Origin of the sequence: Kribbella sp. NPDC026611 (assembly GCF_040638345.1) — a bacterium.
Taxonomy (GTDB): Bacteria; Actinomycetota; Actinomycetes; order Propionibacteriales; family Kribbellaceae; genus Kribbella.
This window is the reverse complement of record NZ_JBEZYC010000014.1, coordinates 74,323-88,144: the sequence shown is the minus strand read 5'-3', so window position 1 is coordinate 88,144 and position 13,822 is coordinate 74,323. Positions and strand designations below refer to the sequence as shown.

The following is a 13,822-nucleotide window of genomic DNA, read 5'->3' as shown; positions in this document are numbered from 1 at the left end:
AGCTTTGCCCCCGGTCCCCGTTTACCGCGAGCCATTTATCCCCGGGCGAGAAGTTCCTCGCTGAGCGTCCACAGCCGCCGCGCGTTGTCGCGGTCGATCGCAGAGGGGAGGACGCCGAACGCGCCCGCGGTGATCGCCAGTACGCCGGCGTCCGGCTTCTCGTCGATATGGATCACGGCGATGTCGACGTCCTCGCAGTACACACCGCCGAGACCGTCGAGCTGCGGACTGGTGGCGCACCACACCTGCGTGGCGGCGCCCTGCTCCGGCGTCTTCAGCCCGCGGGCCGGGTCGATGACCGGCGCGCCGTTCTCGTCCAGGAAGCCGCCCTGCTGGAGGGTCGCGGGATCGGCGTAGCGGGTCAGGTTGGTGATGATGCTGCCCGGGTGTACGGCGAACGCCCGGATGCCGTTGGCCTGCTCGCGGGCGTCGAGCTCGACGGCGAAGAGGGCGTCCGCGGTCTTGGACTGGCCGTAGCCCAGATAGGGCTCGTACTCGCGGTGCTCGAAGTTCCAGTCCTCGAAGTGCACAGGGCTGTACCGGTGACCACGGGACGACAGCGAGACGACCCGGGCACCTTCGGCTCGGCGCAGCGCCGGTAGCAGTCGGGTGGTGAGCTGGAAGTGACCGAGGTGGTTGGTGACGAACTGCGACTCGAAGCCGCGCGCGTCGCGCGTCAGCGGGTTGGCCATGATCCCGGCGCTGTTGACGAGGACGTGCAGCGGCTGACCGGTGCCGAGGAAGGGCTCCACGAACGCGTCGATGCCGCCCGGGTCCATCAGGTCGACAACGTCCCGGCCGATCGCGTGCACATCGGCACCGGCCGACCGCAGCGCGTCGACGGTCACCTTGCCGAGACCGGAGTACCCACCGGTGACGAGCGCGACCTTCCCGCGCAGGTCGACGCCCTCGAGTACGTCGCCGACGGTCGAAGCGGCGCTGAATCCAGAACCCAGTGGTGTTTGCATGCTTTCGAGCCTAGAAGGCAGGATCCGGACGAAGAATGCTTGAGCGTGCCGAATACTTGCGCGATAGTACGGGAATGGCCGATCCGCTGACCGATACGCTCGCCCTGACCGAGGCGCACTGCCAGGTGTCGCGCGGGTTCGAGGCGGTCGGGGAGTGGCGGCTGCGGTACCCCGCCTCGCAGCGGCTCAAGTTCACCGCGGTGGTCGAGGGGACGTGCTGGATCGAGTTCGATCACCTGGGGTTGCGGCTCGAGCTGGAGCCGGGGGACGTGGTGCTGTTCGACGGGCGGCACGAGTTCGTGAAGGGGAACTCGGACCAGGTGCCGATGCAGGACGCGGTCGAAGCGTTCGGCGCGACCGACGGGCCGATTGCGTACTTCGGTACCGGCGTCGGGCCGAAGGTGGTCGGAGTCGGCGGTCACGTGGCGCTGAACCGGACCGGCGAGGAGTTGCTGATGCGGGCGCTGCCGCCGGCGATTCACCTGCGCGCGACCGACGACCGCGCCGAGTCGCTCCGCTGGCTCCTGAATCGATTGTTGCGCGAGGCATCGACCTCGGAGGTCGGCGCGACCCTGGCCGCGAACGACGTCGCCCACCTGCTGTTCGTCGAGGCGCTCCGGGCCTGCGTGGTCGAGGCCGAGGCGCTCCCGGTCGGCTGGCTGCGCGCCATCGCCGACGACCGCATCGCCCCGGCCCTGCGCCTCATGCACGCGGACCCCGGTCGTTCCTGGCGGCTCGAGGACCTGGCTCGCGCCACGTCCATGTCCCGCACCACCTTCGCCGAGCGCTTCCGCGCCGTGGCCGGTGTACCGCCCCTCACCTACCTCCTCAACTGGCGCATGCGCCTCGCCGAACAGGCCTTACGCGACAGCGGCCAACCGCTCTCCGCCATCGCCCACTCCCTCGGCTACACGTCGGACAGCGCCTTCAGCAACGCCTTCAAACGCGTCAACGGCCAAGCCCCCCGCCACTATCGCGAAACCGCCCGCACAACTGCCTCTCCAACCGCCGATCCGACGCTCAACTCGGCCTAGGCATGCCGTAGGCGTGGTCGACGGTCATGGAGAACATCAGCCGGCGGTCCTGCACCATCACCGCGCGGTACTCGTCCCAGTCCGGGTGCTCGCCGGCGGCGGTTCGGTAGTAGTCGACGAGGTCCTCGACCACGTCGTCGTGGGGATCGGCGGCGACGGGGCTGAGCTCGGCCCTGCCCTCGAGGACGACGTACGAGCGGCCGCGCGGGCCGTCGACGTACAGGCTGGCGCGCGGGTCGCGGCGGAGGTTCTTGGTTTTGGCGCGGCCGTCGGTGAGCGAGACGCGGAGCTTGGTGCCGTCGAACACATAGGTGACGTTGGACAGCTGGGGCCGCCCGTCACGCTTGATCGTGACCAGAACGCCCAGCCCGTGGCTGCCGATCCGGTCCAAGATTGAATCAGTCATAGAAGGAAGGTTAGGACTGCGCGCAACCACGGCTCGGGTGCGTAGGTGTGGACGCGGTGGCCGGCGTCGATGGTTTGCAGTGTTGCGTTCGGCAGTACGTCGGCCACCAGCTCGAACCGTGACTGGTCCAGGTGGCTCTTTGAACCGCCCGCGAGTAAGAGAGTCGGCGCCTTCACCGCGGCCAATCCCTCCCACCAGTCCGGTCGCGGTTGCCGCAGCTCACCAACCACATCCCTCAGCAACCGCGGGTCGCACTTCTTTCGACCCAGCCACCCAGCAACAGCCAGTGCGGCGCCAGGCATTGCTCTGACCGTAGGCGGACTGTCGGTGGTGTCCCGAGGTGGCACCGGCAGCTCTTCCAGTACTAGGCGTTCGACGCGGTCCGGCTGGGCGACGGCGATCGTACTGGCCACGAAAGCACCCAGTGAGTTGCCCAGGACTGTGATGCCCTGCAGGTCGTCGAGTTGGCCGAGCAGGTGGTCGCGGAAGTCATTCAGTTGGTACCGGTGGCGGCGCGGGGCTGCACCGTGGCCCAGCAGGGTGGGTGTGTGGACTCGGTAGCCCGCGGACTCGAACGACGGTATGAAGCGGTCCCACGTCGCCGGGCCGCTCGTCCCCGCGTGCAGACACACCAGGTCTTTCATTCAGCTCTCCAATCCCACCAGCAAGACGCCGGCCACGATCGCGACCAGCCCGACCACCCGCGGGCGCTCCCGCAGGACCACCGCACCCACCAACGCGCCGACGACGACGTTTGAGCGTCCGCCCAACCGCCACCACCTCCACCGACGTCACCGTCAACGCCAGCAGCACCAGCCCGTAGGCAGCAGGCATCAGCGCCGCGATCGGCAATGCCCGCCGCCACTCCCGCACCACCTCACGCCGCCGCCAAGCGAGCGGCCCCAGCACGACCACCTGCGCTACGTTCGCGACCGCCAGATACCCGAGCAGATCAACCCGCAACGAGGTCACCGCAAACCCGTCCCACACCGTGTAGGCCGCGCTACAAGCCCCCACCACCAGTCCTGGGCCGACACCCCGTCGCACCGAGCGTGCAGACATCCGGTCCATCGCCAGCACACCCACGAAGGTCAGCACGGCACCAGCAACCACCAGGGGCTCCAGCGGCGCCACCACAGCCGTCACGAGCACCGGCGCCGTACCCCGGCTGACCGGATACACCGCCGAGAACTCCGCAACGCCGTACGCCCTCTGCAGCACCACGGCGTACGTCGTGTGCAGCGCCATGCTCACCACCGCGGCCCACCAGGAGGCCCCGGCCCGGCAGAGCAGCACCAGCGCGACCGGCAGGGTCAGCACCCCGCACAACCACACGAACGCTGGACCACCCAGCCCGGACCGCTTCAGCAACAGGTTCCAGGCGGCATGGCAGCCGGCGGAGGCGGTCAACAGTCCGAGAGCGATCACGTAGACAGTGTCTACAGGAGCAGAGTAGACACTGTCTAGCTAACTCTCCGTGTCTCGGTGCTCAAGACCCCGGTTCGACGCCGCCCCCGGCCTGTGCATAGACTCCGTGGCATCATGCGGCACCTGGTTCTCCTCCTTCGCTGCCGCGGCGAGGCCTGACAAGGCCGGTTTCCTCGCCGCGGAGTTTCGTCGTACTTGCCGGTCGTCACCGACCTTGAGCAGTGCACCTCCCGAGGAGACACCCGTGGCACCCAAGAACCAGCCTCAGCCCGTCCAGCAGCCGTCCGGTATGCCGATCCACCGGTACCGCGCGTTCCCGCCGATCGACCTGCCCGACCGGACCTGGCCGGCCAAGTCCGTCGACCGCACCCCGCGCTGGCTGTCCACCGACCTCCGCGACGGCAACCAGGCGCTGGTCGAGCCGATGTCCCCGGCCCGCAAGCGGCGGATGTTCGAGCTGCTGGTCGGGATGGGCTACAAGGAGATCGAGGTCGGCTTCCCGAGCGCGAGCCAGTACGACTTCGACTTCGTCCGCAGCCTGATCGAGGAGGACGCCATCCCCGACGACGTCACGATCTCGGTCCTGACCCAGGCCCGCGAGGAGCTGATCGAGCGGACCGTGCAGTCGCTGCAGGGCTCGCCCAAGGCCACCATCCACCTCTACAACGCGACCGCGCCGCTGTTCCGCCGGGTCGTCTTCAACGTCGACAAGGCCGAGTGCCGCACCATCGCGGTACGGGGTACTGAGACTGTCATGAAGTACGCCGACGAGATGCTCGGCGACTGCGAGTTCGGGTACCAGTACAGCCCGGAGATCTTCACCGGCACCGAGCTGGAGTTCGCGCTCGAGGTCTGTGAGGCGGTCAGCGACGTCTGGCAGCCGGAGGCCGGCCGCGAGATCATCCTGAACCTGCCGGCCACGGTCGAGATGTCCACCCCGAACGTGTACGCCGACCAGATCGAGTGGTTCGGCCGCCACCTGACCCGCCGCGCGCACAGCGCGATCAGCCTGCACCCGCACAACGACCGGGGTACGGCGGTGGCCGCGACCGAGTTGGCGCTGATGGCCGGCGCCGACCGGGTCGAGGGCTGCCTGTTCGGCCACGGCGAACGGACCGGCAACGTCGACCTGGTGACGCTGGGGATGAACCTGTTCAGCCAGGGCATCGACCCCCAGATCGACTTCTCCGACATCGACGAGATCCGCCGCACGGTCGAGTACTGCACGCAGATGCGCGTCCCGGAGCGCCAGCCGTACGCCGGTGACCTGGTCTACACCGCTTTCTCCGGGTCGCACCAGGACGCGATCAAGAAGGGCCTGGAGGCGCTGGACAAGCAGGCCGCCGCCGAAGGCCGTCCGGTCGCGGAGATGCCGTGGGAGGCGCCGTACCTGCCGATCGACCCGAAGGACGTCGGGCGCAGCTACGAAGCGGTGATCCGGGTCAACTCGCAGTCCGGCAAGGGCGGCGTCGCGTACATCATGAAGTCCGAGCACCGGCTCGACCTGCCGCGCCGGCTGCAGATCGAGTTCAGCCGGGTGATCCAGCAGCACACCGACTCCGAGGGCGGCGAGGTCGGCCCGCAGCAGATGTGGGACATCTTCGCGGCCGAGTACCTGGCGCCGGGTCGGCTGTCGCTGCTGAGCGTCAACTCGACGTCCGAGGAGGGCCGCGGCGACCAGCTCCGGGTGCAGGTGTACGCCGACGGCGTCCCGCACGAACTGGTTGGCGAGGGCAACGGCCCGGTCTCGGCGTTCGTGGACGCGCTCCAGCCGCTGAAGTACGACGTGCGGGTACTGGACTACCACGAGCACGCGCTCAGCGCCGGTGGTGACGCGCTGGCGGCCGCGTACGTCGAGTGCGAGGTCGGCGACGAGGTCTACTGGGGAGTCGGCCGGGACGCCAACATCCTCACCGCCTCGCTGAAGGCAGTGGTGTCCGCAGTGAACCGCGCGAGCCGCTGAAAAACTTTTCGCAATCACTTTACGGAATCGCTGGACAAACACTGGTTCCAGGCCCGAAGATCGCCCGTCTCCGTGTCGGAGGCGGGCGATTCCTCTACACCCCGATACCGTGGCGTCACGGATCGCAACGTTGTCTCAACGTTGCTTTCAGACGTTGACTCGATGACTGGGGTTGCGCACACTGTCGTCACTATGCGCAGATCCTTGCAAGACAGCGTTACTAATTCGTTCTCTTGAGAGTCTGCGCCACCGACTTTCCCTGGTAGTCGCGTGGAGGTGAGCAGTGAGCGGTGCCGTCGACACAGCCCCCCAGCTGATCGAAGGACCGGCCGAAGAACCGAGACCCTCGGCTGCGCGACGCTTTGTCAACGCGTGGCTGGTGCGACGGCTGGCCAAGGCGGTGCTGACAGTCTTCATCGTCACCACCGGGACGTTCTTCCTGGTCCGGCTGCTGCCCGGTAACCCGGTCGACACGTACATCCAGACTCAGATCGCGCAGACCGGTATCTCGTACGCCGACGCCGCGGCGCAGGCCAAGAGCTTGTTCTCGCTGGACCCGAACGAGCCGGTGATCCAGCAGTACGTCACCTACATGGGCAACCTGGTGCAGGGCGACTTCGGCAACTCGCTGCTCTCGCCCGGTACGACGGTCGCGCAGGTGATCAAGACGTACCTGCCGTGGACGCTGTTCTCGGTCGGCGTCGCGACCGTGATCAGCTTCGTGATCGGGATCGCGGCCGGCATGATCATGGCCTATCGCCGCGAGTCCTGGATCGACCATCTGCTGACGTCGATCGGCTCGCTGCTGCACGCGATCCCGAACTACATCCTGGCGATCCTGATCGTGGTCTTCCTCGGCGTGAAACTGCAGGTCTTCAACCTGACCGAGGCCCGCGGCTCGTACACGCCCGGGGTGACCCCCTCGTTCAGCTTCAGCTTCCTGAACGACATCCTGTACCACGCGACGCTGCCGATCCTCGCCTACACGCTGACCACGGTCGGCTCCTGGGCCCTGGTGATGAAGTCGTCCACGGTGGAGACGCTCGGCGAGGACTACGTGACGGTGGCCCGGGCCCGTGGCCTGTCCGACTCGCGGATCCGCACCGGGTACGTCGGGCGGAACGCCGTGCTGCCGCTGTTCAGCCAGCTCGCGGTCTCGCTCGGGTTCGTGGTCGGCGGGTCGATCTTCGTGGAGAAGATCTTCGGCTACCAGGGCATCGGGTTCAGCCTCTTCAACGCGGTCAACGGCCGCGACTACGCCGTCCTGCAAGGGATCTTCCTGGTGGTCACGATCTCGGTGGTGGTGGCGAACCTGCTCGCCGACATCCTCTACAGCCGGCTGGATCCGCGGATCCGGGTCCAGGGCGCGGGCAAGGGGTGACACGATGACCGAAGCAACTATTCCCGTCACCTCGATCGGCACCACCGGCGTCTCCCGGTTCGCCGGCATCCTGCGCTCGCTGCGCCGCAGCCCGGTCGGCTTCGTCGGCTTCGTGATCGTCGGCCTGATGGTGCTGATCACCGCGATCGTGCCGTTCTTCCTCCCCGACGTGGCGCCGAACGTCAAGGAGATCCTGCTCCCGGCCGGGACGTCCGGGCACCTGCTCGGCACCGACAACGAGGGCAAGGACGTCCTGATCCAGATGATCGGCGGCGGCCGGACGGTGATCTTCGTCGGCTTCGTGGCCGCGGCGATCTCGACCGCGCTGGCGATCGTGCTCGGCTCGCTCGCGGCGTACCTCGGTGGCTGGGTCGACTCGGTCGTGGTCACGCTGGCCGACGTCTTCCTGACCGTCCCGCAGATCGTGCTGCTCGCCGTCATGGGCGCGTTCTTCAAGCTGGACTCGCCGATCCTGCTCGCGCTGCTGGTCGGCGGCCTGTCCTGGCCGGTGCTCACCCGGGCCGTCCGCGCCCAGGTGTTCTCGCTGAAGGAACGCGAGTTCGTCGAGGCCGCGCGGCTGCTCGACCTCGGCACGCCGCGGGTGGTGTTCGTCGAGATCCTGCCGAACATGGCCAGCTTCATCCTGATGAACTTCATGATCGGCGTGACGAACGCGATCTACCAGCTGGTCGGCCTCTACCTGCTCGGTCTCGCGCCGCTCACCGGGTCGAACTGGGGCATCATGCTCAACCGCGCCTGGATCGCCGGCGCCATCTTCAACGACGCGAGCCTGGCCTGGATCCTCAGCCCGGTGGTCGCGATCATCCTGCTGCTGCTCGGACTGGTGATGATGACGAGATCGCTCGAAGAGATCCTCAACCCGCGCCTCCGGGACCGGTGAGGCGTGGTGACTGCGACGACCTCGGGAGCCCCGCGCGCGATGCGCGGCGGCCACGGCAAGCCACTGCTGTCGATCCGCGACTTCAAGGTCGAGTACCGGACCGGTGCCGGCACGACGGTGCAGGCGGTCCGCGGTGTCGACCTCGACCTGTTCCCGGGCGAGAGCCTCGCCCTGGTCGGGGAAAGCGGGTGCGGCAAGACCACCTTCGGGCTCGGCCTGCTCCGGCTGCTGCCCCGCCTCGGGCACGCCAGCGGGCAGGTGACCTTCAACCGCGGCGACGGGACCGAGATCGACATCCTGAGCCTGGACGGGCGGGACCTGCGCGAGTTCCGCTGGCGGGACGCGGCGATGGTCTTCCAGGGCGCGATGAACGCGTTCAACCCGGTGCTCAAGATCCGCGCGCACATGTACGACACGATGCGCGCGCACACCAAGGCCACCAAGCAGGAGATCGAGGACCGCGCCGGTGAGCTGCTCCGGCTGGTCCGGCTCGAGCCCGAGCGGGTGATGGACTGCTACCCGCACGAGCTCTCCGGCGGTATGCGGCAGCGCGTGCTGATCGCGATGAGCCTGCTGCTCGAGCCCGAGGTACTGATCCTGGACGAGCCGACCACCGCGCTCGACATCCTCACCCAGCGCTCGGTCGTCGACGTGCTGCACGAGGTGCGTGAGCGGCTCGGCTTCTCGATGATCTTCATCTCCCACGACCTGTCGCTGGCCGCCGAGCTCGCCGACCGGGTCGCGACCATGTACGCCGGGCGCATCGTCGAGACGGGTGGGGTCCGCGACCTCTTCTACCGGCCGCGGCACCCGTACACGCTCGGCCTGATCAAGGCCGTGCCGCCGATCGTCGGCGACCTGCCGGACCTGGAGTCGATCCCGGGCGGGCCGCCGAGCCTCGCGAACCTGCCGCCGGGCTGCAAGTTCAACCCGCGGTGCAAGTTCGCCACCGAGGAGTGCAAGGAGGCCGACCCGCCGCTGATCCCGATCACCGACGAGCCGGGTGACGCGCACGAGGCGGCCTGCATCCACCTGGACGAAGTCCACCTCGACCGGGAGGCGTCATGACCGCGACCGAAGCGGCTCCGGCGGCCCGGGCCGACGACCGGGCGCCGCTGATGACGCTGGCCGGCGTCAGCCAGGTGTTCGACACCAAGGCCGGGCCGATCAAGGCCGTCGACAACATCAACCTGTCGGTCAACCCCGGCGAAGTGCTCTGCCTGGTCGGGGAGAGCGGCTCCGGCAAGACGACCGCGGCGCGGATGGCGGCCGGGCTGGCCAGGCCGACGGACGGCAAGGTGCTGTTCGGCGGCAACGACATCAACGCGATGAAGCGCAACGACTTCGGCGCCTTCCGGCGCAGCGTGCAGTACGTCCACCAGGACCCGTACGCGTCGCTGAACCCGACGCGGACGATCCAGCAGACGATCACCGCGCCGCTGCTCAAGCACGGCGTGGTCAAGGGCGGCAAGGCCGCCGCCGAGCGGGCCCGGGAGCTGTTGACGAAGGTCGACCTGACCCCGCCGGAGAACTACCTGTCCAAGTTCCCGCACCAGCTGTCCGGTGGCCAGCGGCAACGAGTCGCGGTGGCCCGGGCGCTGACCCTGGACCCGAAGCTGATCATCGCGGACGAGTCGACGTCGATGCTGGACGTCTCGATCCGGATCAGCGTGCTGGCGATGCTCGGCCGGCTGCGCGACGACCTCGGCGTCGGGTTCCTGTTCATCACCCACGACCTGGCGATCGCGAAGTACTTCGGCTGGCACGGCAAGACCGCGGTGATGTATCTCGGCCGGATCGTCGAGTTCGGGCCGACCCCGCAGATCATCAACGCGCCGACGCACCCGTACACCCGGGCGCTGATCGACGCGATCCCGGAGCCGGACCCCGACCTGACCAAGACCAAGGGCCGCGAGACCCTGCGCAGCCTGGAGATCCCGAGCCTGGCGCACCTGCCGTCCGGGTGCTCCTTCCACCCGCGCTGCCCGTTGTTCGAGGACGGGCTGTGCGACGGCAAGGTGCCGGAGCTCGTCCAGATCCGCCCCGGTCAGTCCGCCGCGTGCCACGTGGTGGCGCGCGACGGCGCACCCGCTCTTGACAGTGGGGTGCGTGCGGATTGACACCTCAGATCGGCCGGGCAGCGCTCGGTTGGGCGACGTTCCTGGTGCTGGCGAGCGGAGTGCTGCTGCTCACGCTGACGCCCGGTACGCCGGAGTTCGTCGTCACCCTGTTCACCTTGTGTTTGGGCCTGCTACTGGGCCTGGTGGTCGTCGTCGGAGTCCTCCTGACCCGGCGCCGGGAAAAACGCGAGGGCAGTTAATCGAACCAGTAGTGCTGACCCGCACACGGGCGTGCGGTCAGATCAGAAAGGACGAAGGATGAGTCCCACCGGCACCAACGATCCCGGCACCAACGGACCGAGCGCGAGCGCCCGGTCGAACGCGGTTTCCCGTCGGCACGTGCTCCAGCTGTTCGGTATCGCCGGTGTCGGCGTCGCCGGCATCGGGTCCCTGGAAGCGTGCGCACCGAGCAAGCCGAACAGCAACGACAGCGGCGGCAACGGCAAGAAGGGCGGCGAGTTCCACGGCGCCTACCCGTACCAGCTGCCTCCGAAGGGCCATTTCAACCTGGTGAAGGGTGTCACCGACGGCATCCAGGTGGACAGCCCGTACCTGGATCTCATCTACCCGACCGGTGCGCTGTACTACTGGGCGGACAAGAAGTGGGAATGGATGATGGCCGAGTCCGGCACGCTGGACGAGGCGACCAAGACGTACACGATGAAGCTCCGGTCCGGTCTGACCTGGAGCGACGGCAAGCCGGTCACCGCGAAGGACGTCGTGTCGACGTTCAACCTGCACTGGCTGATGCGCCAGCAGTCCTGGACGTTCCTGTCCGACGTCAGCGCCAAGGACGACACCACGGTGACCTTCACCATCGGTACGCCGTCCACCGTGCTGGAGCGCTACATCCTGCGCGCCCCGATCATGCCGGACTCGGTCTACGGCGAGTGGGCGACCAAGGCCGAGACCATGCGCAAGGCCAAGACCAGCCTGGACAGTGCCGAGGGCAAGCAGCTGAACGGCGACTTCCAGAAGTTCCGTCCGGAGAACCCGGTCGTGTCCGGCCCGTTCAACTTCGACGTGAAGAGCATGACCAACTCGCAGATGTCGTTGGTCAAGAACGACAAGGGTCTGTTCGCCGACAAGATCGGCTTCACCAAGGTCGTCTTGTACAACGGTGAGACCTCCGACATCACGCCGGTCGTGATGAACAAGGACGTCGACTACGCGACCCACGGCTTCGCGGTGGCCAGCGAGAAGACCTTCCAGTCCAACGGCTTCCGGATCCTCCGGCCGCCGGTGTACTCCGGTCCCGCGCTGGTGTTCAACTACACCACCCACCCGGAGTTCGCCGACGCCCGGGTCCGGCAGGCGATCGCGTACGTGCTGGACCGCAACGAGAACGGTACGGTCGCGCTCGGCGAGTCCGGCAAGCCGTGCAAGTTCATGGCCGGCTTCTCCGACATCACCGTCCCGGACTGGATCTCGGACGCGGACCAGAAGAAGCTGCAGGCGTACGAGAAGGACCTGGACAAGGCGACGCAGCTGCTCCAGGCGGCCGGCTGGAAGAAGGCCGGCGACAAGTGGCAGACGCCGCAGGGCAAGCCGGCGGCGTACGACATCAAGTTCCCGACCGAGTTCGCGGACTGGAACCCGGCCGCCACCAACGCGGCCGACCAGCTGAACAAGTTCGGCTTCAACATCACCAAGCGGGGGATCACCTTCACCCAGCTGAGCCCCGACGTACTGGCCGGGAAGTTCGACATCTCGATCCAGTCCTGGGGCGCGTCGTCGCACCCGCACCCGTACTTCTCGTTCGTCCAGGACCTGTACACGTTCAACTACGTGACGGCGGCGAACTCGGGCGGCAAGGGGATGAACTTCCCGCTGAAGCAGACCACCTCGGCCGGTCCGATCGACCTGCAGTCCGTGGTGGACAAGTCCGCGCAGGGCCTGAACCTCGACGAGCAGAAGAAGAACGTCACCGCCGCGGCGCTGGCCTTCAACGAGCTGCTGCCGATCATCCCGCTCTGGGAGCGCTACGGGAACAACCCCGCGCTCGAGGGCACCCGGGTGGCGAAGTTCCCGGCGGACGACGACCCGATCCTGAAGAACGCGCCGTACGCGGACAACTTCGTGATCATGTACATGTACCAGGGCAAGGTCGCGCCGGTTTAACAACTGGCTTTTTGACCTGATTGTCTGATTGGGTCGGCCGGGTGATCCTCGTACGCGAGGTCGACCCGGCCGACCTGTCGTTGTTCGACGAGTGGTACGACGCGTTCCGGGCCGGCTCGGTCGCCGGGCGCGAGGCCGCGCTGGTGGTCGGGCGCGAGACGCTCGGGTACTCGCTGCGGCATCCGTCGCCGTTGAAGCAGCGGATCGCGGTCGGCGCCTTCGAGGACGACCGCGTGCTCGGCGCGATGCTGTTCGAGTACCGGCTGACCGACAACCTGGACACGGTCGAGGTCGACATCGACGTACCGCCGGCGCACCGGCGGCGGGGGATCGGGACCGCGTTGTGGCAGTGGGCGATGACCCGGGCCGCGCAGCTCGGGCGGACCATCTTCCAGACTGAGCTCGGCGTACCGTCGGAGCCGTGGCCGGGTGCGCTTTTCGCTGCCCGGCTGGGTTTCGCGGTCGAGCACGTCGAGGAGCACCTCGTCGTACCGCTGCCGTACGACGACCTGCTGCTGGAGGAGCTGCGGGACTCGGCCGGACGGCTTGACGGGTACCGACTGACGTCGTGGGCGGGAATCTGCCCGCCGGAGCACCAGCAGGCGTACGCCGATCTGCACACCGCGATGGACCAGGACGTACCGACCGGCGGTATGACCCGAGAGCTCGTCCCGTGGACCGTGGACAAGCTGCAGGCCAGCGAACAACGCATCGACCGCAACTACCTGGCGCTGGTCACGATGGCGCACACGCTGTCCGGCGAACCGGCCGGCTACACGCTGATGTACCTGCCGCGCGCCGACGCCGAGCACGCGCAGCAGGACGACACCCTCGTCCTGCGGGATCACCGTGGGCACGCGTTGGGCACGCACCTGAAACTGGCCAACCTCACGCAGCTGGCCACTCACCGCACCACCCAACGCTTCCTGCACACGTGGACGGCCTTGTCGAACGCGCCGATGCGCAAGATCAACAACCACTTCGGCTTCCGCGCGATCGAGGAGCACCAGGAGCTCGAGCTGCGCGTCGCCCGGCTCCGCCCGGCGGCTCGTGGTGTCATCCTCGATCCGGATGACAGGGTTTTGCTGGCGCGCTTCGAGTTCAGCTCCGGTGCGATCTGGGCGACGCCGGGTGGCGGTATCGAGGCCGGTGAGTCGGTGGTCGACGGGCTCCGGCGCGAGCTGCTCGAGGAGATCGGCCTGGAGGGCTTCGCGGATCCGGTGCAGGTCTGGCATCAGGAAGTAGTTGCCGACGGCCACGCCACCGGCTACGACGGCGTCATCAACGACTATTTCCTCATCCACACTGCGCCCTTCGACCCCGCTGGTCTGCTGACTCCCGCTGAGCTCCAGGCCGAGAACGTCCACGGCTTCCGCTGGTGGACCTTGGCCGAGCTGCACGCGCACGATGGCCGCTTCTCACCCCGCGACCTACCTGCTCTGGTCGAGCGTCTGATCAGCACCGGCCCGCCCAGCATCCCGACGCCATTGGGTCTCTGAG

Annotated in this window: 13 protein-coding genes; 9 read left to right on the top strand and 4 right to left on the bottom strand. The window is 67.8% G+C overall.

From position 1 onward, the window contains the following. Positions 1–35: 35 nt before the first annotated feature. Positions 36–968 (bottom strand): SDR family NAD(P)-dependent oxidoreductase, encoded by a 933-nt coding sequence (locus tag AB0E69_RS38785; protein WP_360158587.1) that lies wholly within the window; start codon positions 966–968, stop codon positions 36–38. Between the two features lie 35 nt (positions 969–1,003). Between AB0E69_RS38785 and AB0E69_RS38780 the strand changes: the two genes are divergently transcribed. Beyond that, on the top strand, positions 1,004–2,002 hold the full coding sequence (locus tag AB0E69_RS38780; RefSeq protein WP_360158584.1) for an AraC family transcriptional regulator: 999 nt from the start codon (positions 1,004–1,006) through the stop codon (positions 2,000–2,002). On the opposite strand, the gene AB0E69_RS38775 is transcribed toward AB0E69_RS38780, so the two are convergent. The 3 genes from AB0E69_RS38775 to AB0E69_RS38765 are packed head-to-tail and all read right to left on the bottom strand — an operon-like array spanning position 1,989 to position 3,836. Then, on the bottom strand, positions 1,989–2,408 hold the full coding sequence (locus AB0E69_RS38775; RefSeq protein ID WP_360158581.1) for a PPOX class F420-dependent oxidoreductase: 420 nt from the start codon (positions 2,406–2,408) through the stop codon (positions 1,989–1,991). The genes AB0E69_RS38780 and AB0E69_RS38775 overlap by 14 nt on opposite strands. Continuing rightward, entirely contained in the window at positions 2,405–2,992 is a 588-nt protein-coding gene (locus AB0E69_RS38770; protein ID WP_360159051.1) for an alpha/beta hydrolase, read from the bottom strand. Before AB0E69_RS38770 ends, AB0E69_RS38775 begins: the two co-directional genes overlap by 4 nt. Beyond that, positions 2,898–3,836, bottom strand: coding sequence for an EamA family transporter (locus AB0E69_RS38765; RefSeq protein WP_360159066.1), 939 nt, complete (start codon positions 3,834–3,836; stop codon positions 2,898–2,900). The genes AB0E69_RS38770 and AB0E69_RS38765 overlap by 95 nt, the downstream gene beginning before the upstream one ends. Before the next feature lie 289 nt (positions 3,837–4,125). On the opposite strand from AB0E69_RS38765, the gene leuA reads away from it, so the two are divergent. The 8 genes from leuA to AB0E69_RS38725 all read left to right on the top strand — a co-directional run bounded on the left by leuA (position 4,126) and on the right by AB0E69_RS38725 (position 13,821). Continuing rightward, positions 4,126–5,799, top strand: a complete 1,674-nt coding sequence (leuA, locus tag AB0E69_RS38760) for a 2-isopropylmalate synthase (RefSeq protein ID WP_360159048.1) — start codon at positions 4,126–4,128, stop codon at positions 5,797–5,799. A 283-nt stretch (positions 5,800–6,082) separates the two neighbouring features. Further along, positions 6,083–7,180 carry an ABC transporter permease gene (locus tag AB0E69_RS38755; protein WP_360158578.1) on the top strand — a complete coding sequence of 366 codons (1,098 nt, stop codon included), beginning with the start codon at positions 6,083–6,085 and terminating at the stop codon, positions 7,178–7,180. A gap of 4 nt (positions 7,181–7,184) precedes the next feature. Then, complete coding sequence (locus tag AB0E69_RS38750) at positions 7,185–8,081, top strand: ABC transporter permease (RefSeq protein ID WP_360158575.1); 897 nt, start codon at positions 7,185–7,187, stop codon at positions 8,079–8,081. Positions 8,082–8,087: 6 nt separating this feature from the next. Next, positions 8,088–9,149 carry an ABC transporter ATP-binding protein gene (locus tag AB0E69_RS38745; protein ID WP_360158572.1) on the top strand — a complete coding sequence of 354 codons (1,062 nt, stop codon included), beginning with the start codon at positions 8,088–8,090 and terminating at the stop codon, positions 9,147–9,149. Beyond that, entirely contained in the window at positions 9,146–10,201 is a 1,056-nt protein-coding gene (locus AB0E69_RS38740; RefSeq protein ID WP_360158569.1) for an ABC transporter ATP-binding protein, read from the top strand. The genes AB0E69_RS38745 and AB0E69_RS38740 overlap by 4 nt, the downstream gene beginning before the upstream one ends. Then, positions 10,198–10,401 (top strand): hypothetical protein, encoded by a 204-nt coding sequence (locus AB0E69_RS38735; protein ID WP_360158566.1) that lies wholly within the window; start codon positions 10,198–10,200, stop codon positions 10,399–10,401. The genes AB0E69_RS38740 and AB0E69_RS38735 overlap by 4 nt, the downstream gene beginning before the upstream one ends. Before the next feature lie 58 nt (positions 10,402–10,459). Further along, the gene (locus AB0E69_RS38730; RefSeq protein ID WP_360158563.1) at positions 10,460–12,322 is read left to right on the top strand and encodes an ABC transporter substrate-binding protein; all 1,863 of its coding nucleotides are present in this window, start codon (positions 10,460–10,462) and stop codon (positions 12,320–12,322) included. Between the two features lie 41 nt (positions 12,323–12,363). Further along, on the top strand, positions 12,364–13,821 hold the full coding sequence (locus AB0E69_RS38725) for a bifunctional GNAT family N-acetyltransferase/NUDIX hydrolase (RefSeq protein ID WP_360158560.1): 1,458 nt from the start codon (positions 12,364–12,366) through the stop codon (positions 13,819–13,821). Position 13,822 lies beyond the last annotated feature (1 nt).